At 45.8% G+C, this 18,226-nt stretch carries 13 protein-coding genes and 1 pseudogene; 2 read left to right on the top strand and 12 right to left on the bottom strand.

The annotated features are described in order from the left end of the window. Positions 1–34: 34 nt before the first annotated feature. Entirely contained in the window at positions 35–1,228 is a 1,194-nt protein-coding gene (locus PXH68_RS01925; protein ID WP_248027141.1) for a DUF6688 domain-containing protein, read from the top strand. Between the two features lie 49 nt (positions 1,229–1,277). Here PXH68_RS01925 and lpdA read toward each other — a convergent pair whose 3' ends face one another. The 4 genes from lpdA to PXH68_RS01905 form a co-directional block, all read right to left on the bottom strand. Next, positions 1,278–3,038 carry a dihydrolipoyl dehydrogenase gene (gene lpdA / locus PXH68_RS01920; protein ID WP_172054368.1) on the bottom strand — a complete coding sequence of 587 codons (1,761 nt, stop codon included), beginning with the start codon at positions 3,036–3,038 and terminating at the stop codon, positions 1,278–1,280. 192 nt (positions 3,039–3,230) lie between these two features. Next, positions 3,231–4,616, bottom strand: coding sequence for a dihydrolipoamide acetyltransferase (locus tag PXH68_RS01915; RefSeq protein WP_248027143.1), 1,386 nt, complete (start codon positions 4,614–4,616; stop codon positions 3,231–3,233). Positions 4,617–4,957: 341 nt separating this feature from the next. Then, a complete protein-coding gene (locus PXH68_RS01910) occupies positions 4,958–5,953 on the bottom strand; it encodes an alpha-ketoacid dehydrogenase subunit beta (RefSeq protein WP_014638601.1) in 996 nt (331 codons plus the stop codon). Between the two features lie 52 nt (positions 5,954–6,005). After that, entirely contained in the window at positions 6,006–6,974 is a 969-nt protein-coding gene (locus tag PXH68_RS01905) for a thiamine pyrophosphate-dependent dehydrogenase E1 component subunit alpha (protein WP_002942391.1), read from the bottom strand. Between the two features lie 229 nt (positions 6,975–7,203). Between PXH68_RS01905 and PXH68_RS01900 the strand changes: the two genes are divergently transcribed. Next, a complete protein-coding gene (locus PXH68_RS01900; RefSeq protein ID WP_205031353.1) occupies positions 7,204–7,863 on the top strand; it encodes a trimeric intracellular cation channel family protein in 660 nt (219 codons plus the stop codon). 32 nt (positions 7,864–7,895) lie between these two features. Here the strand turns inward: PXH68_RS01900 and PXH68_RS01895 are convergent, their stop codons facing one another. The 8 genes and pseudogenes from PXH68_RS01895 to infB all read right to left on the bottom strand — a co-directional run. Next, the gene (locus PXH68_RS01895; protein WP_316715758.1) at positions 7,896–9,086 is read right to left on the bottom strand and encodes a carbohydrate-binding domain-containing protein; all 1,191 of its coding nucleotides are present in this window, start codon (positions 9,084–9,086) and stop codon (positions 7,896–7,898) included. Positions 9,087–9,178: 92 nt separating this feature from the next. Beyond that, positions 9,179–10,612: an ABC transporter ATP-binding protein gene (locus PXH68_RS01890; protein ID WP_248027147.1), complete on the bottom strand. Its 1,434-nt coding sequence runs from the start codon at positions 10,610–10,612 to the stop codon at positions 9,179–9,181. Then, positions 10,570–11,235, bottom strand: coding sequence for an energy-coupling factor transporter transmembrane component T (locus PXH68_RS01885; RefSeq protein ID WP_248027149.1), 666 nt, complete (start codon positions 11,233–11,235; stop codon positions 10,570–10,572). Before PXH68_RS01885 ends, PXH68_RS01890 begins: the two co-directional genes overlap by 43 nt. Further along, on the bottom strand, positions 11,232–11,825 hold the full coding sequence (locus PXH68_RS01880) for an MptD family putative ECF transporter S component (RefSeq protein ID WP_248027150.1): 594 nt from the start codon (positions 11,823–11,825) through the stop codon (positions 11,232–11,234). The genes PXH68_RS01885 and PXH68_RS01880 overlap by 4 nt, the downstream gene beginning before the upstream one ends. Continuing rightward, positions 11,826–13,487 carry an ABC transporter ATP-binding protein gene (locus tag PXH68_RS01875; RefSeq protein WP_248027152.1) on the bottom strand — a complete coding sequence of 554 codons (1,662 nt, stop codon included), beginning with the start codon at positions 13,485–13,487 and terminating at the stop codon, positions 11,826–11,828. Then, positions 13,480–15,240 carry an ABC transporter ATP-binding protein/permease gene (locus PXH68_RS01870; RefSeq protein ID WP_248027154.1) on the bottom strand — a complete coding sequence of 587 codons (1,761 nt, stop codon included), beginning with the start codon at positions 15,238–15,240 and terminating at the stop codon, positions 13,480–13,482. The genes PXH68_RS01875 and PXH68_RS01870 overlap by 8 nt, the downstream gene beginning before the upstream one ends. A gap of 97 nt (positions 15,241–15,337) precedes the next feature. After that, positions 15,338–15,688, bottom strand: a complete 351-nt coding sequence (gene rbfA, locus PXH68_RS01865) for a 30S ribosome-binding factor RbfA (protein WP_248027157.1) — start codon at positions 15,686–15,688, stop codon at positions 15,338–15,340. Between the two features lie 157 nt (positions 15,689–15,845). After that, positions 15,846–18,122 (bottom strand): annotated as a pseudogene (gene infB / locus PXH68_RS01860) (translation initiation factor IF-2); the annotation flags it as partial. Between the last annotated feature and the right edge of the window lie 104 nt (positions 18,123–18,226).

Here is an 18,226-nt window from a genome sequence, read left to right as displayed (position 1 = left end):
GAAAAATGATGGTAGGCTATAAAAGGAGGTTTTCATGAGCAAACACTTAAAATCATTTTTGATCTTTTATCTAGCCGCAAGTATCTTTCTTCCTTTTATGTGGTTTATCAATGCTCCACTTATCTGCTTTGTCCTTCCCCTTTATCTGACCTGGCAAAACATCCGCCATTTTATAGCCCTTTTGAAAAACCAGTTAAAAGAGTATAGTTTTTGGATTAACGATGGTTTGATTTTCTTTTTAGGAACAGGGCTAAGTTGGTTGGCTCTTGAAACGGCTCAAGTTGTTTACGTCGATTGGCCAGAAACCTTGGTTAATAGCCAGATTCACAGTCCCATTCAAACAGAAGCCTGGTCGGGACAGTTCTTCCTGCTTCTTTTTGGGGTTTTAGCTTATTTGGTGCTGAACATCTACCAAACCAAACTCCTCCCCCCTCTCTTAACAGTCCTCCTCATCAGCTGCCTGTATCCAAGTTTTGTATTTGCAATTTTTTGGACTATTCAACTTTCTAGCTTAATCGAAACAGATTTCTTCACCTATTGCTACCTGTGCTTGGTTCCCCTCAACGTCTGTCTCATCTACAGTCGAACCATTTTACAGACCATAAAATTATGGCAGGCAGAACTTGCAAAGCAGAGCAACCCACGCTTTCCTAGACTTTCTGCTCTCCTGCAAAGAAGCCTTTCTCTGCCCATCTGGCTCCTCTTCTTCAGTCTTCCCTATCTGAGCACATTAGCTTCTTACTTGATTCTATTTGGCCAAAAACCTGACCAGCTGCTTCAGATATGGACAGAAACTAGTGACTGGGCCTTATCAGAAAAAATCTCCCCACCAAATGCCTTCTATGATGAACACTATCTTTGTACAGTGGGGGCTGCTGGACACCGCAATTTGGTCAAACCTATTCGCATGGGAGAGCGCCATGGACATCGTGTGGTAGTCAACCGTCAGCTGCAAATTGCCAATGCCTTTGAACAAATTTTAGAAGAAAGATGTCCACGCCTGCATCGCTTCATTCGTTCCAACTACGACCGGTATGGCTACCCCATTTCCAAACATATTCGCACGGCCTGGCAGGCGGATCTAATCTACCTGATCATGAAACCAGCCGAATGGCTCTTCCTCATCGTCATCTATCTGCACGATCGTCAGCCAGAAAATCGAATTGCACGCCAGTATCTGCCACTTTCAAACAATCTATTACCACAAGAAAATACTAGCAATTCGTAACATATCACGAAAAAAGAAAGCCACACGGGCTTTCTTTTTGCTTATCTGATTATTTCCGTTTTGGTGGGTTATGAATCGCAACACCAAGAACATCAAGGAAGGCTTCGTACATCACTTCTGAGAAGGTTGGGTGACCGTGGATGGATGCTGCCACGTCGTCAACTGTCAATTCAGATTCCATGATGGTTGCTGCTTCGTTGATCATTTCAGCTGCAACTGGACCGATGATGTGAACACCAAGGATTTCATGGTATTTCTTCTCAGCGATAACTTTTACAAAACCATGTGCTTCGTTAGAAGCGATGGCACGACCGTTACCAGTGAAGCTGTTGCGACCGATAAGGATGTTTTCTTTACCGTATTTCTCGATAGCTTGGTCTTCTGTCAAACCAACCATAGCGATTTCTGGGTGTGTGTAAACCGCTGCTGGTGTGAAGTCCAATTTAGCTTTGTGGTGGTTGCCGTGGATTGCGTTTTCAGCTGCCACTTCACCCATACGGTAAGCAGCGTGCGCCAACATCTTCGTACCATTAACATCACCTGGTGCGTAGATACCAGGGATAGAAGTTTCTTGGTATTCGTTAACCTTGATACGACCGCGGTCCAATTCAAGGTTAAGATTTTCAAGACCAGCCAATTGTGGTACACGACCGATTGAAAGAAGGGCTTTTTCAGAAACGATTTCTGAACCGTCGTTCAACTTGATAGTCAATTGGTTGTTGGCTTCAACGATTTCAGATACACCAACGGAAGTCAAGAATTTCATACCTTTCTTAGAAAGGACTTTTTGCAATTCTACAGACACTTCGCGGTCCATACCCGGAATGATACGGTCAGCCATTTCAACAACTGTTACTTCTGTACCGTATGATGCGTAAACCAAACCAAGTTCCACACCAACTACGCCACCACCCATAACAGTGAGTGACTTAGGAATTTCACGCAAGTCAAGGATATCGTCAGAAGTCAATACCAACTTAGAATCAATACCTGGGATGTTGATGCGTGATACTTTCGAACCTGTCGCAAGGATGATGCTGCGACCTTTGATGACCTTGTCGCCGATGACAACAGTCTTGTCAGGATTTACTTGACCAAGACCGTTGAAGATTGTTACCTTGTTAGCTTTCAAGAGACCAGCTACACCACCTGTCAAGGTCTTGACAACCTTGTTCTTGAAGTCAACTGTCTTATCCATGTCTACGGTGTAGTTAGTTGAAGCAAGATTAATACCACGCTCAGCCGCAATCTTCAAGCCATCAAGGATTTCAGCGTTTTTAAGGTAGGTCTTAGTTGGGATACATCCCTTGTTCAAGCAGGTACCACCAAATTCTGATTTCTCAACGATAGCGATTTTACCGCCCAATTGAGCACCACGAATAGCAGCGTAGTAACCAGCAGGACCACCACCGACAACAACCATGTCGTACTCGTCAGCTGCCAATTCAGCCTTAGGAGCTTGTGGAGCTGCTGCAGGAGCTGCAGGTACTTCCAAACCAGCTGCTTTCAAGTCAGCAGTTGCTTGAGCAACCTCAGCTGGAGCAGGTGCAGCACCCACTTCAACTGTTTCACCTTCTGCACCAAGGTAAGCAATGACCTCAGTTACAGGAACTGTTGCACCGTTTCCATGAACGATTTTCAAAAGAACACCTGATTCTTCCGCTTCCAATTCCATGCTTGTCTTGTCTGACATCATCTCCAAGATAACATCACCTTCGTTAACAAAATCACCCTCTTGTTTTTTCCACTCGATGATTTCGCCTTCTTGCATATCTACACCAAGTTTCGGCATAATAATTTCAATTGCCATAGTTATGATACAAAGAACGTCAAATGCGATAGAATTTTAGGAGTCCAACGAAGGATGCTTGCATCCAAGGCGGACTATCTAAATTCCGAAGCATTTAGTTCGTGTTCAAATGTCACGAACTCGTTCTACATCCTTTCTTTATTTTCTATTCAGAAATCTATATTCCTTTATTTTCGACCAATAAAAACCTTATCAGATTAATAATTCTAATGGGTTTTCCAGCAAGTTCTTCAAGTCAACCATGAACTTAGCACCATTCATACCGTCAACGATACGGTGGTCAATGGTCAAGCAGAGTGCCATGATTGGACGAATTTTGATTTCGCCGTCGATGACAACTGGTGTTTGAACAGTTGCCGCAACACCAAGGATTGCTGAGTTTGGTTGGTTGATGATTGGGTTAAAGGTTTTAGTACCAAACATACCCAAGTTGGTGATAGAGAAGGTTGAACCTGACATTTCAGCACCCTTCAACTTACCAGATTGAGCCTTCTTGATGACATCTTTCGAAGCCACCACGAAGTCAGACAAGCTCATCTTATCTGCACCGTGAACAACTGGCACCACCAATCCTTCATCCAAACCTACCGCGATACCAAGGTTGACAAACTTGTGCAACTCGATTTCCTGTGCATCGTTAATCAAAGATGCATTGAGGTAGCGGTGCTCTTCTTTCATCAGCGTACGAGTTACCGCAAGACCGATCAAATCTGTAAAGGTTACTTTCAACCCAGTCTTGTTCATGATAGGCTCAAGGACTTGCTTACGAAGTGCAATGAGGTTAGTCATGTCGATATCGTAGTTAAGCGTAAAGGTTGGAGCTGTCAAGTAAGAGTTGACCATACCTTTTGAAATTGCCTTACGCATTGGGCTCATCTTGATGATTTCAACACCTTCTGGCAATTCTTTAGCTGGTTTCTCTTCAGCTTTTGGTGCTGGTGCAACAGCTTCTACAGCTGCAGGAGCAAGTACTGCAAGAACGTCGTCCTTGACAATCTTACCATTGACACCTGAACCTGTAAGGGTTGACAAGTCAACACCTTGGTCTGCTGCGATACGGGCTGCAAGCGGAGTTGCTTTTGGAGCTGCTCCCTTGAAGTCTTCAACGTCAACCTTGTGGACACGGCCGTTAGCACCTGTTCCTGGAACAAGACCCAAGTCAATTCCAAGCTCACGCGCCAATTTACGTGCTGCAGGAGTCGCACGAACCTTGCCACCACCTTGAGGTTTGGCAGCCGCTGCAGGAGCAACGATTACAGGTGTACGACCTGCAGGCACTTCTTCGATTGCTGCAGCAGGAGCAACTGGAGCAGATGAAGCTCCTGCTTCAACTGTCTCACCTTCAGCACCCAAGTAGGCAATAACTTCTGTTACGGGAACAGTAGCACCGTTTCCATGAACAATTTTCAATAGGACGCCTGACTCTTCTGCTTCCAGCTCCATGCTGGTCTTGTCAGACATCATTTCCAAGATGACGTCGCCTTCATTGACGAAATCGCCCTCTTGTTTTTTCCACTCGATGATTTCACCTTCTTGCATGTCCACACCGAGCTTAGGCATAATGATTTCAATAGCCATAATTATGATACAAAGAACGTCCAAATGCGACCGAATTTTAGGAGTCCAACGCAGGATGTTTCACATCCAAGGCGGACTATCTAAATTCCGAGCATTTAGTTCGTGTTCTAATCCTTTCTTTCAGTTTCTTACCTTGTCAAGAACCAAACCAGACTTCGATAAGCGAAGTGGCTCAATTCTTTTCCAAGCATTCTTAGTCATGCTAGAACATTTTATTTCTAGCATAGCAGGGTTAGCGTCTTTCCGATTGCTTTTCTGCCAAGGCGATTTAGTGCAGGCATAACCGATCTTAGGCAAGCCAAATCAACACAGCCAGAAAAGATAAGCGGATGACGATAATATTAGCCCTTGTTTACTTGCTTGTAGATTGCCGCTTTGATTTTCTCTACGTTTGGCAATACTGCGTTTTCAAGAATGTTTGCGTAAGGAACTGGTACATCGTCTGAAGCGATACGGATGATTGGTGCATCCAAGTAGTCAAAGGCTTCGCTTTCTGTGATGATCGATGCGATTTCACCGATGAAACCACCTGTTTTATAAGCATCGTTGACCAAGATAACCTTACCAGTTTTCTTCACAGATTCGATGATCAATTCTTTATCCAATGGGATAAGGGTACGTGGGTCAACCACTTCTACGCTGATACCCTCAGCAGCCACTTCTTCAGCAGCTTTCAAGGCACGTTCCAACATACGACCGTATGAAATAATGGTTACATCAGTACCCTCACGTTTGATTTCACCTTTACCAAGTGGAATGTAGAAATCTGGATCCAAGTTGACTTCTTCTTTTTTACCGTAAAGAGCTTTTGGCTCCAAGAAGATAACTGGGTTGTTATCAAGGATAGATGATTTCAAAAGACCTTTTGCATCGTTAGCTGTACCAGGTGCGACAACCTTGATACCTGGGATGTGAGTCAACCAAGCTTCAAGAGATTGTGAGTGCTGGGCAGCAGAACCGATACCTGAACCTGAAGCCACACGGAAGGTTACAGGTGTTTTCAAACCACCACCAAACATGTAGTTGGTTTTCGCAGCTTGGTTAACAATCGCATCAAGGGCAATTGTTACGAAGTCCATGAAGGTCAAGTCAACAATTGGACGAAGACCAGTTTGAGCCGCACCAACTGCAGAACCAGCGATTGCTGCCTCAGAGATAGGCGTATCGCGAACGCGTTTTGGACCGAATTCGTCCAACATACCAACAGATGTACCGAAGTCACCGCCGTAGATACCGACGTCTTCACCCATCAAGAATACTTTTTCATCCTTACGCATTTCTTCGCTTTGAGCCAAGTTAATCGCTTCACGCAAGGCCATTACTTTTGTTTCAGCCATTTTAAAATTTCTCCTACTAATATCAAAAATTTTCTTCAATCTGGACAGTAGACTAGTCTACGAATACATCTTCGTAAGCTACTGAGATGTCTGGATCTGGGCTTTCTTGTGCGAATTTCACAGATGCTTCTACTTGTTCTGCAACTTGTGCTTCGATTGCATCCAATTCTTCGTCTGTCGCAATCTTGTTTTCTGTCAAGTATTTGCGGTATTTCTTAAGTGGGTCTTTTGCTTTCCACTCGTTGACTTCTTCTTTTGTACGGTAAACACCTGCGTCGGCAGTTGAGTGACCAAACCAGCGGTATGACTCAACCTCAACCATTGCTGGTCCGTTACCTGCACGAACGTACTCGATGACTTCTTGCATTTTCTCATAAACGGCAATGACATCGTTACCATCTTCAACATAGTGACCAGGCATACCGTATGCAGCAGCACGTTGGTAAAGGTGAGGAATCTTAGTCGAATAAGAAATATCTGTTGAGATACCGTAACGGTTGTTTGTAATGAAGAAGATAACTGGCAAGTTCCAAACAGCTGCCAAGTTCATTGACTCGTGGAATGAGCCTTCGTTAGTAGCTGAGTCACCTGAGAATGCAATAACAATGTTATCTGTACCAAGATATTGTTGCGTAAGGGCTGCACCTACTGCAAGGGCATAACCACCACCTACGATACCGTTTGAACCAAAGTTTCCTTTTTCAACGTTGGCCAAGTGCATAGAACCACCACGGCCTTTTGACGTACCAGTTGCCTTACCAGCAAGCTCAGCCATCATACCGTTGATGTCAATACCTTTTGCAATAACGTGACCGTGACCACGGTGGTGTGAGAAGATGATGTCTTGTTCTGTCAAACCAGCGATTGGGCCAACAGCCGCAGCTTCTTCACCAACTGAGAAATGAGTCATACCTTGTACGAAGCCACGACGCACCAATTTATTCAATTTCATGTCAACATCACGGATTTGTTGCATTTTTAGAAACATGTCCAAATGTTGTTCTTTTGAGATAGATACCATAATTTCCTCCAAAGGTTTTCTCTTACCTTTCTATGATAGACTAATCTTTCACAAATGGCAAATTTTTGAACCGTTTTCTTAAAGTGAAAAAAAGTCTAAAAACTCTTGTTTCGTGCAGTTTTTCACAATGTCCGAGTTGTTAACTTGAAATGAAAACAGAGTCACTTTTCACAAACTTTTCATCTTGCTTCCGCTACCCAAATGTGCTACTATGAAAAAGGAGGATTCTATGGATTTTGAGACATTTTTGCTGGTTTCCAACTATGTTGGTACCATTGCCTTTGCCGTCTCTGGGGTGGTCAAAGGCTTTAAGAAAAAACTAGATATTTTTGGCATTACCTTGTTAGCCATTGTGACTGCTGTCGGAGGAGGAATGATTCGAGACAGTTTGGTCGGGCGCATTCCTGCTGCTTTGGTTGAGCCATCACCGATTTACTTATCCATCGCTGTCTCTCTCATTATGTATGTAGTAGTTTCCAATGCCAAAAGTGAGCATCCCTTAGATCGAAAATTCTATCTCTATTTGGCGCGCATCAACTTGCTCTTTGATGCTATTGGACTAGTAATTTTTGCCCTCTTGGGTGCTAGCACTGGGATTGAAGCCAATCTTAATCCAATGGCAACTGGGATTTTGGCCAGTTTGACTGGTGTCGGCGGTGGGATTATTCGTGATTTATTGGTAAATGAAACTCCCTCTGTTCTCAAGGAAGATGTCTATGCCTTACTGGCATTTTTCACCGGATTGTCTTACCACCTTCTCGTTGTCGAACTAGGTTTCTCACGTATACCAACCTTCTCCTGTCTCTTTTTAATCTTCTTCATCCTCCGCCTGCTCATTATCAAATACCAAATCAATCTCCCCAATATGGAATCGTCAAAAAAACCATGAGTCTTCTTTTGAAACTCATGGTTTTTCTATTTTTACCAGCCACCGTGACCACCAGCGCCTGGTCCTGTTGCTGTGATTTGCGTAATCTGTTCTCCGTTGACAGTGACTGTTCCACCGGTCAATTCTGCCGTGCCATCAAAGTCGAAGGCTGATGTTGGTGCGGTTACATCGATGGTACCACCAGAGATGTAGATGTCACCGTTAGCATCGAAGGCATCTGTATCTCCACTTCCTACTGCAACTTTCAAGTCTCCGCCTGTTACCTTGATAAAGATATCCGTAGAAATCGTGCTCGCTGCATTGATGGCATCATCTGCACCATACACATCCAATGTACCACCGTTAATCGTAATATTGGTACCTTCAAGAGCCTCGAGGGATTCTGACACAGTAATATCTCCACCATCGATGGTCAAGGCCATTTCTGCTTTAATCCCGTCATCACCAGCAGCCACTGTAATCGTACCGCCTGTGATAGTTGTATAGCCTTTGGTTGTGTCTGAGTCATTAGTTGACTTGATACCATCACCACCAACTGTTACATCAATCGTTCCACCATTGATTGTCATAGAATCCTTACCACGAATACCGTCATCTGCTGCAGTAACCTTGATATTACCTGCATTGATAACCATGTCATCTGTTGATACGATACCGTCTTGGAAGTTCCCTTCTACAGTCAGGCTACCATTACCTGTAATAGTCAAATCTGCTTCTACATGAATTGCCCCTTCGATATTGGTATCAGAGTGAGTACTTGAATCCTTAACAGTATTTTCTGTACCGTCTTGCAACTCAATCTCAACATTGTCTGCCGAAATAACGTTGATAGCCGCTGTATCTGAACTTGAAATCGTTGCCCCAGCCAAGATGATACGAACATTTGCATCTGTTTCAACCGTCACACCGCCTGTTGTAGAACCTGTCAAGACATAGGTTCCGCCTTCTGTGATAGTTAAACCTTCATCAGTCAAGCTAACTTCTGTCATTGGAAGTGCTGACCAGTCAATACTTGAAGTTGACTCTGAACTAGATGAAGATGCTGAACTTGACGAGCTCGCAGTTGTCACCTGACTAGAAGATGAGCTTGAAGTTGTCGAGCTCGTTGTTGATGAGCAAGCAGCCAATACTCCGACACTCATAATCGTTACAGCAGAGTAAATCCATTTTTTAAGCGATTGTTGTTTCATTATTTCTACCTCTTTTTCTATCAAGTGGACCATACGCCCTCCCTTGTATGCTCTTAGTTTACAGGTCCTTCCTAAAAGAAAGATTAAAGATAACCAAAAGAAACCTTAAAATAAAAAAACTGCCCTCAGACAGTTTTTAGAGATTCGATAGCGATGATTTTATCACAGACCATCGCCAAGAGCTCCTCATCGTGCGAGATAAGAAGGACCAGCTTCTTTTCTTTCTTTAAAAATGCCAGAGCCTTAGCCAGTTCCTTCATTTGAGCCAGATCCAATCCGCTAGAAGGCTCGTCAAAGATGAGGATATCCTTATCCGCCAATAAGCTTGCTACAATCATCAAGCGTTGCTGCTCACCGCCTGACAAGCCTACTGGGTGCCTGTCCAACAAGTCTTCCAAACGAAAACGGCTAATCAGCGCTTTATCAAGCTGCTTGCCTTTTTGCCCCAGGGTGAGTTCTCTACGAACTGTTTCAGCAAAGAGTTGCAAGTGGACATCCTGCATAACAAAGCTGGTTTTTTCTAGACTTTGTCGAGGAGATAAGGCTTTGCCTTGCCAGGTAATCTGACTGGCCTTGTCCACTTCTAAGCCAACTAGGTAACGAGCCAGACTGGTCTTGCCAGACCCATTTGGTCCGACAAGACCGACTACCTGACCAGGTTTCAGACAAAGCTGCTCTATCTTATAAAGAAGCTGGCCAGCTTGGCTGACGGACAAGTTGCCAATGGACAAGCCTTCTTGGTCAGACTTAAACTGGCTGGCCTGCTCTGCTATTGCCCGCCGATAAGGCTCCGCATCGTAGCACCGCAAGCCCATATCCTGACGGCACTTTTCTGTCCGATGCAGGAAGTCACCGGCCGGATAGTCTGCCACCAACTGCCCCTCCTGAAAATAGAGGTAGCGGTCAGCCAGATCCGTCAGGTAGGCCAAGAGATGCTCAGCGATGATAATAGTCTTGCCTTCTTGCTTGAGCTTGCGCAGGACTCCCTGGACCTTGTGAACAGCCTCCTGGTACAGATTGGCTGTCGGCTCATCCAAAAGCAAAATGGGACTGCCCTGCATGGTGGCCGTTGCCAAAGCAATCAACTGCTTCTGCCCACCTGACAGCTGAAAGATTGGCTTGTCATAGAAGGTTTCCAGCTGAAAGAGATGATTGACCTCCTCCAAGCGAACTGCAATCTCCTCCGCTGAAAGCCCCTGATTTTCACAGGGAAAGACCAGCTCATGCAGGACTTGGGTATGGAAAAACTGGGTGGCAGGATTCTGAAAGACCGAAGCCACATGGTAGGATAGGTCTTCTACGCTAGCTTGTCTCAGGTCTAACTGACCTAGAAAAACCTGTCCAGTCACCTGAGCTGGATAGTATTCTGGGATAAGACCATTGAGCAACTTGAGCAGACTTGATTTGCCAGAGCCACTGGGTCCGCAAAGGACCACGCACTGCCCAGCTGGAATAGTCAAATCCTCAATTTGAAGGGCTGGTTTGTCCGCAGCTGCGTAAGTCACCTGAAGATTGTTTATCTTGATAGTCGTGTCAATAGAAGAAAGATTAGACAACATAGGCAAAGACTCCAATCTAGCCAAGTCCAGCCTGACTTGACAAATTCACTAGGACGACCGCTCAGAGCAATCCCCTTGGTCAAGGTCGCCACCGTCAAATCTTGGGCAGTTGCCAAAAGAGAGAGCATGAGGGGGACCAAAAAATATTCCATATAACGTAGCGGTTGGACAAATAGAGCCCACTTGCTGAGAAAGATTCCCCTGACCTTCAGAGAAGCCTGGATATGCCGGGCGTCCGACTTAATGGCTGGCAAAAAGCGAAACATGACACCCAAGGTCAAGAGGAAGGCTTCGGGCAATCGCCATTTCCGCAAGCCATGAATGAGCTCATAACTGCTAGTGGTCATGAGGAGCAAGTGCCCTGCCAAGAGCGGCGGCCAGATGTAGGTCATAAGAACAACCAAGTGGAGCAAGAGGCCAGGTAGAACTGTCCAATAAGAAAGTCCGAGGAAAAGACCATAGCCCAGCAGGCCGACCAAGGCCATTTTAGGCTTGCCAGAAAACCAGAAAAGCAGGCTCAGTCCACAGACCAAGACTGCATTTTCCAGGCCGCTCAGCCGCATTCCGTAGGTCAAACTGGTGAACATGACCAAAAGAATTTTACTGCGTGCATCGAGTTTCATCCGACCAAACCTGAACGATCAAAATAGCGTTTGACCATGTATTGTCCAAAGAGGCCGCTCAGACTAGCTGCCAAGATAATGGTAAAAGATAACCAAAGGACATTTCCCGGTGTAAAGTCCAGTATGACATGGGCTACATATTCAGCCGACTTACCACGGGCCAAAAGATTAGCTTCATAGGCATCCCGCATGAGCCACATGAGAATAATGGGTCCCAGATTGCCAAAAGAGAAGACCGCAAAGCTCAGGAGGTTGCTCCATTTATTCTTATAAGCACCGAGCTTGGCTACCCAATCTCCTAGCAAGCCAAAGGTTAAACTAGGCAGAAAGGCCGCTGTCATATAGCCTGACAGGAAAAAGAAACAGGCCATGACCGCACCGACCAAACTGATAGAGCCAAACTTGCCAACCTTGGCAATCAAGAGCATATAAACCGGACCAGCCAAGAGTGCCGCAAAAGCCGGAGCGTACATCATATTGCCTGACCGGTCAAAAAAGACACCAATCAAGGTCCCCAGACCCACACACAGAAAATACAACCCAGCAAAAGCCCCCGTCACCATGAGGTCCTTCATTTTTAATTGTTTCATTTATTTTTCCTTTACTAATTGTCCGTCTTCCAAGCGGAAAATGGTATCTGCACAAGCCATGGTTGAGCTTCTATGGGAAATCAAGAAGACCATGCCCTGACAGTGTGCCTTGACCAGCTGGATAAAGCGAGCTTCATTGAGCGAATCCAGGTTACTGGTCGGCTCATCAAAGATATAGCAGTCCGCATTTTTGAGCAGGGCCCGCATGAGTTCCAGGCGTTGTCCTTCTCCTGCTGAAAAGTCACTGGCTTCCACAATCGTATCCAAACCCTGCGGTGCTGCCAAAATCCGTTCTTTCATGTGGCATTTTTCTGCCAAGTCCATGATAGTTTCGTCTGACACATCCGTCCGACCCAAGACAAGATTTTCCCGAATGGTCTGGCGGAAGATTTGCGGTACCTGAGGCACATAGGTAAAGGACCTCTGCAAATGAGCCTTGTCCACCTTCCGACTATCCAAGCCAGACAGACGGATTTGACCTTGCTGCCAGTCATACCACCGCATGATCAGTTTCATCAAGGTGGACTTTCCTGCACCAGACTCACCGACCAGACCAATGATGCCACCCTGTTCAAACTGAACAGACAGATTACGATAGAGCCCTGTTTCACGATCATCATAGTCGAAGTCAACTTGCTCAATAGCAATATCTGTCACGCTGACCTCAACCAAGCCACCTGTTCGCTCTGCTTCTTTTTCGTCCAAAAGAGCATAGATGTTCCGACCAGCATTCATAGCCCGCTTGAAACCAAGAGGCAGACGGCTGAGTTCCAAGAAGGGAGCAAAGGAACTGGTAAAGGACACCAGAAGGGCTACTCCCGTCGCTAAGTCCAAGCTCTGACTGCCGACCAAGTCAAAAGTCAGCCAGGCAAAGCCCATGATAGACAGGCCTACCACCAAAAAGGAAACAGCATACTGCATAAAGTTGGTCTGGGCAACCTTTCGCTCCTGACCATTGACCTCTTGACTTTTCTGTGTCAGATTGGCAAACCGAGCATCTGTCTGCTGGAATTGCATGAGATCCTTCATGCTCTTCAGACTTTCGATAAAGTAGGAAACATAGCCCTTGCGACTGGCATTTTGCTCCTTGAGCAAGGGTTGTAACTGCTGGGCAAATCGATTTGGAATCGCAATCGCTAAAAGGGCGTAGGTTACCAAAGCTATAAGGGACAAGCCCCAGCTGGATAGACCAAAATAAACCGTCAAGCCAAGAGCCACCAAAATCCCTGTACAAATCGGGGCAATGGTATGGGCAAAGAAAACCTCCAAGGCCTCGATGTCCTCCCCAATCATCTTGAGCAGGCTACCACTGTCCTGCCGGTCCAATTTCCCAGGAGCCAAGGCCCGCAATTTTGCAAAAATCAGACGGCGGTAGGCCGCCAAGGTATGAAAGGCCACATAATGACCAAAGTAGTGCTCGCCATAGCGGAAGGCACCACGCAGAAGAGCTAGAATGACTAGAGTTCCCAAGGTCCATAGCGGAGCAGGATTGCCAGCAAGGGCATCAAAAGCCAGATAGACCAGGGTTACTGGAATAGCAATGGTCACCACCTGTCCCAAGACCGCAAAGCAAACCGCCACCGCAATCCGTGGCAAGAGATGCTTCATCGAGCCCAAGAGTCTTGGAATCAGCACCCGTGTCGGCATTTCTTTCTTATCCATAAACGGCTTCCTCCAATTCTCTTTGTTGATCGACCAGCTGACGATAGGCCGAGCTAGACTGATAAAGTGTGGTATGACTGCCTGTCACAGCTCCCTCCGAAGACAAGAAGAGAATGTCATCTGCCTGCTCCACCTGCTTCATCTTATGAGTAATAATAATGACAACCGCATCTTTTGCAACCAGGTTAATCAAATCGTAAATCAGACCTTCATTGTCCTGATCGACGCTAGACGTCACCTCGTCAAAGATATAGAGCGAGCGTTTGGCCAAGACCGCACGGGCACAGATGACCTGCTGGCGTTGACCTGGTGACAAGAAAGCACCGTCATCGCCCACAATCGTGTCTAGACCGTCTGGCAGATTCTTAACAAACTGCAAGACCCCATGCTGATCTGCCCAAGCCAAGATGTCCTCCTTGGTCCAATCACCAGCCATGCGTAAATTCTCATAGATTGACTGGTTGAGCAAGGCTGACTGGCCCGACACATAGAGGACTTGTTCATTCAGAGACACCTGACTGACAGTAGAAATTTCCTGCTCACCCAAGTAAATCGCCCCCTTATCCGCCCGCAAGCGTCGCAAGAGCAGCTGGGCCAAGGTCGTTTTCCCCTTCCCTGACTCACCGGCCAAGGCATAGACCTTGCCAGCCGTCATGGTCATGGAAATATCTTCTAGGACTGGCTTTTCTCCGTAGGCAAAGGCCAGATTTTCCAGTTTCAGACTGTCAAAAGCAGGCACATGGGCAGCATCGATTTCCTGCTCCGCTGTCATGCTGTCCAAGAAACCAAAAATGCGATCCGCCATCTTGGTATTCATCATGACCAAGTGCATACCGTAGCCCTGCTCCCGTATTGGTGCAAAAAACTCCGTCGCAATGAGGACAAAGAAAAGCATACTAAAGAGGGAAAGATTGCCTGTCGCTAGGCTATTGACCGCCACAAAACCAGACAGACCAATCCCCAGATACATGACCGCATCCATGTAACCTACCGCTTGCAGTTGGAAACTGAGCAACTCCATGGTCGCATCGCGGAAGTCCTCCGCCTGCTCATTGAAGGTCTTTTCATAAGCTGCGTCTGCCTGATAGGAATAGAGGGTGTTGAGCCCCTTGAGGTCGTCCAAGAAAAGATTGCCCACATCCATGTAGGAGCCCCAGTAGCGATTCATGATCCGCTTGGACCGCTTCTGCATAGCGATAATGGAAATGGGAATCAAAGGCAAGGCCAAGATGAAAATGACCGCACCCAACGGGAAAATCAGAAAGACTAGCAAGAGCACAGTCGCACAGTTGAACTGGGTCCGCAAGGAAGATGCCATGTAGTAGGAATAGTAGGTATCCAGGCTGTCAATCCCTTGCGAAGCGATGTTAAAGACATCTGCTGCTGTCGCTTTTGACTCAAACTGACCGTCCTTGACCAAGAGGGCCTCAAAGAAAGACTGTTTGAGCGAATCCCGAGCAAACTGGGAGCCCAAGCCCTGCAAACGCTTGGCAATCAGGGCTACACCATATCCAAAGGCATTAAGCTCTAGCAAGATGAGGACAAACCCTACTAAATCAACCTGCCCACCCTCATAGTAGGTCACAAAGCCCTTAGCAATCAAATAGAAGGAAATAATCCGCATCAAAAATTGCACCCAGGATAGAAAGGCTGCCAAATAGACCAGCTTCATCTTGGGCTTGATATGTTCTTTGAGCCGCTTCAAGAGGGCTTTTTTCTTTTCTCTGGAGATTTTCTCCTGCTCTTGTGCCATAGTTCACCTCACTCAAACATATTCCCATATAGTATATCATTCTTTGAATTGTCTGTAAATTTTAATTAAAAAGAAAAAGCTGGTTTGTCCAGCTTTTCTATTTTTGTTCTAGGTCACGCAACATTTGGTCAATCTTGTTGCCGTACTCAATTGATTGGTCTTTTTCAAAGACCAAGTCAGGGATTTTATAAAGAGTCAGCTTGCGGCCTAATTCTCTCTTTATGGTTCCCGTTGCTTTTTCCAGACCTGTTTGGGCTTTTTGATTGTCAGAAGCTAGGTTACTCATAATAGTATAGTAAACCTTTGCCAGCGACAAATCCCCAACCATCTGGACATCGGTGATAGTCACACCTTGTACACGAGGATCGCGGACTTTCTTTTGCAAAATCTCATTGACTTCACGCTTAATCTCCATCCCTACACGGTCTGTACGAAAATGGTTTGCCATATTTTTTCCTTTCTTACATGATAGAAAAGCTGAGTTTCCTCAGCTTGAAAAATCCTAGTAAGTTTGAAGGCTATTGCCTCAAACCTACTATCTTCTATAACTAATGGTCAGCTTCTCAAACGATTACTCTATAAGATAGTTCATTCTTGAGAAAAGATTATTTCTTAATTTCTTCCATGATGTAGGCTTCGATGGTATCGTCTACACGGATGTCGTTGTAGTTTTCAATCATCAAACCACCTTCTTGGGCATTACCGACTTCTTTCACATCGTCTTTGTAACGCTTCAAGCTCGCCAATTTACCGTCAAAGATAACAACACCATCACGGATGACACGGACACTTGAATCACGGGTAACCTTACCACGTACAACCATGAAACCACCGATTGTGCCGACTTTAGACACTTTAAAGGTTTCACGGATGATCGCTTCACCGATGATTTTTTCTTCGTACTCAGGATCCAACATACCTTTCATGGCATCTTCCATCTCTTCAATTACCTTGTAGATGATACTGTGGAGACGTACTTCTACATCATCCGCTTCCGCTTGGTTGCGGGCTTCGGCAGTTGGACGAACGTTGAAACCGATAACGAGTGCGTTCGATGCTTCCGCAAGGGTGATGTCTGATTCGTTGATGGCACCAACTGCTGAGTGAACGATATTGACACGCACACCTTCCACTTCGATTTTCTGAAGGGACGAAGCAAGAGCTTCAACAGATCCTTGTACATCGGCCTTGATGATCACATTAACAGACTTAACTTCACCAGCTTTAAGGGTATCAAAGAGGTTTTCAAGACTGACACGTTGCGTTGCTTGACGTTGTTTAAGAAGAGCACGTTTAGCACGTTCTTCACCTGCTGCACGCGCAGATTTTTCATCCTCATAAACCGCGAAATGATCACCAGCCATCGGTGCTTCATTGAGACCTGTAATAGATACTGGTGTAGAAGGTCCTGCAACTTTGACACGACGACCAAGGTCATTTGTCATGGCACGAACACGACCAAAGGTATTTCCGACAACGATTGGATCTTGCACATTGAGCGTACCTTGTTGAACAAGGAGGGTTGCAACGGCACCTTTTCCTTTATCCAAATGCGCTTCGATAACCGTACCGATTGCACGCACAGTAGGATCTGCCTTGAGTTCTTGGATTTCAGCTACAAGAAGAACCGTTTCCAACAATTCATCAATGTTTTGGTTGAATTTAGCAGAAATTTCTACGAATTCAGACTCACCGCCCCAGGCAGTTGAGATAACACCGTGTTCAGCCAATTCACCGATGACACGCTCTGGGTTTGCACCTGGCTTGTCAATCTTGTTGATAGCTACAATGATTGGTACATTAGCTGCTTTTGAGTGGTTGATAGCCTCGATTGTCTGTGGCATAACACCATCATCTGCCGCAACGACCAAGATTGTCAAGTCGGTAACAGATGCACCACGAGCACGCATAGACGTAAAGGCCGCGTGTCCAGGCGTATCCAAGAAGGTAATCTTCTTACCAGCTTCCTCAATTTGGTAGGCACCGATATGCTGTGTGATACCACCAGCTTCTCCAGTAGCAACACGAGAATTACGTAGGGTATCCAACAAGGTTGTTTTACCATGGTCAACGTGTCCCATGATGGTCACAACTGGTGGACGCTCTGTCATCTCTTCTTCATTGAGATAGCCTTCTTCGACGAAGAAACGCTCGATGTCTGCATTGTCCACTTCTACTTTTTCTTTGGCTTCGATGCCGTAATCAACCATAAGGAGTTCAATGGTATCGCCGTCCAGAGATTGGTTCTGTGTTGCCATGACACCCATGAGGAAGAGTTTCTTCACGATTTCGGCAGGTTCGCGTTTGATCCGTTTTGCAATTTCTGCGACGGTCATACCAGCTGTGTATTCAAATTCACTTGGCAATTCGTGGAACTTGCGCTCTGTGACAGGCTTAACAGGTTGGTTGCTCTTGCCTTTTTTGTTTTTCTTGTTGTTATTCCAGTTACTATTTCTTTGATTTCTCACTTGATTTTGACTATTTCGATTTCTTTGTTGTTTCCGTGGACCATCTTCTTCGTCACTATTAAAGTCACGCTTCTTGTCTGGTCGAGCTTGTTTCTTACGACGAGTATCAGCGTTTGCTGTTTCAATTGGAGTAGCCTCTGGTTTGACAAATGGTTTTGTCTCCACAACTGGCTCTTCAAATTTGATTTCTTTTTGTTTCACGACTTTTTTCTTAGCTTCTTGTGCCTGTCTGAAACGTTCTTCGCTGCTGCGAGCATATTCTGCATTTTGCTCAGCTTTTAATGCTGCTGCTCTAGCTTTGAAATCAATTTTCGGTGCTGCCGGTTCAACAGGGCGCTGATTGGTCTGACGACCAAAACCTGGCTTGTCACCTTGTGGACGACGATCGCGTCCCTGATCTTGGCGACGGTCTCTGCCTTGATCTTGACGGCGTTCACGTCCTTGAAACTCACGACGTTCCCCTGTCCCTTGATCTCGACGGTCCTTGCGACCTTGTTGGTCACGACGGTCTTGTCCAC

This window comes from Streptococcus sp. 29896 (genome assembly GCF_032594915.1).
GTDB classification, from domain to species: Bacteria; Bacillota; Bacilli; order Lactobacillales; family Streptococcaceae; genus Streptococcus; species Streptococcus suivaginalis.
The sequence above is the reverse complement of the archived record's forward strand: the minus strand, read 5'-3'. Positions and strand labels throughout refer to the sequence as shown.

Coding starts and splice junctions, on each gene's coding strand:
- PXH68_RS01925 (WP_248027141.1), top strand. CDS start 35: ATGAGCAAACACTTAAAATCATTTTTGATCTTTTATCTAGCCGCAAGT.
- lpdA (WP_172054368.1), bottom strand. CDS start 3,038: ATGGCAATTGAAATTATTATGCCGAAACTTGGTGTAGATATGCAAGAA.
- PXH68_RS01915 (WP_248027143.1), bottom strand. CDS start 4,616: ATGGCTATTGAAATCATTATGCCTAAGCTCGGTGTGGACATGCAAGAA.
- PXH68_RS01910 (WP_014638601.1), bottom strand. CDS start 5,953: ATGGCTGAAACAAAAGTAATGGCCTTGCGTGAAGCGATTAACTTGGCT.
- PXH68_RS01905 (WP_002942391.1), bottom strand. CDS start 6,974: ATGGTATCTATCTCAAAAGAACAACATTTGGACATGTTTCTAAAAATG.
- PXH68_RS01900 (WP_205031353.1), top strand. CDS start 7,204: ATGGATTTTGAGACATTTTTGCTGGTTTCCAACTATGTTGGTACCATT.
- PXH68_RS01895 (WP_316715758.1), bottom strand. CDS start 9,086: ATGGTCCACTTGATAGAAAAAGAGGTAGAAATAATGAAACAACAATCG.
- PXH68_RS01890 (WP_248027147.1), bottom strand. CDS start 10,612: ATGTTGTCTAATCTTTCTTCTATTGACACGACTATCAAGATAAACAAT.
- PXH68_RS01885 (WP_248027149.1), bottom strand. CDS start 11,235: ATGAAACTCGATGCACGCAGTAAAATTCTTTTGGTCATGTTCACCAGT.
- PXH68_RS01880 (WP_248027150.1), bottom strand. CDS start 11,825: ATGAAACAATTAAAAATGAAGGACCTCATGGTGACGGGGGCTTTTGCT.
- PXH68_RS01875 (WP_248027152.1), bottom strand. CDS start 13,487: ATGGATAAGAAAGAAATGCCGACACGGGTGCTGATTCCAAGACTCTTG.
- PXH68_RS01870 (WP_248027154.1), bottom strand. CDS start 15,240: ATGGCACAAGAGCAGGAGAAAATCTCCAGAGAAAAGAAAAAAGCCCTC.
- rbfA (WP_248027157.1), bottom strand. CDS start 15,688: ATGGCAAACCATTTTCGTACAGACCGTGTAGGGATGGAGATTAAGCGT.